The sequence below is a fragment of the Priestia sp. SIMBA_032 genome (genome assembly GCF_046535215.1).
Classification (GTDB): domain Bacteria; phylum Bacillota; class Bacilli; order Bacillales; family Bacillaceae_H; genus Priestia; species Priestia aryabhattai.
Map to the genome: position 1 here is coordinate 1 of NZ_JAWRXD010000910.1, position 262 is coordinate 262.

General features: G+C 65.6%; 1 protein-coding gene. It reads left to right on the forward strand.

What is annotated here, in order from left to right:
* Positions 1–262, forward strand: a 262-nt coding sequence (locus SB717_RS36970; RefSeq protein WP_410908064.1) for a carboxylesterase family protein, incomplete at both ends; no start/stop codon positions are given.

The following is a 262-nucleotide window of genomic DNA, read 5'->3' on the forward strand; positions in this document are numbered from 1 at the left end:
GTGCAAACACGACAGTGACACTTTCCGATGGTGTTGTCGCCGGCGTTCGGGACGGGGACATCATCCGATGGCGGGGGATTCCCTACGCCGCGCCGCCGGTGGGCGACCTGAGGTTGCGCGCCCCGCAGCCCGCGATCGGGTGGACGGGGGTGCTGCAGGCGAACAGCTTTGGCAATGCGGCGCCGCAGAATCCGAAATACGCGCTCGTCGAGCACGGCAAAAAGCAGCCGGTCAGCGAGGATTCGCTGATCGTGAACGTGGT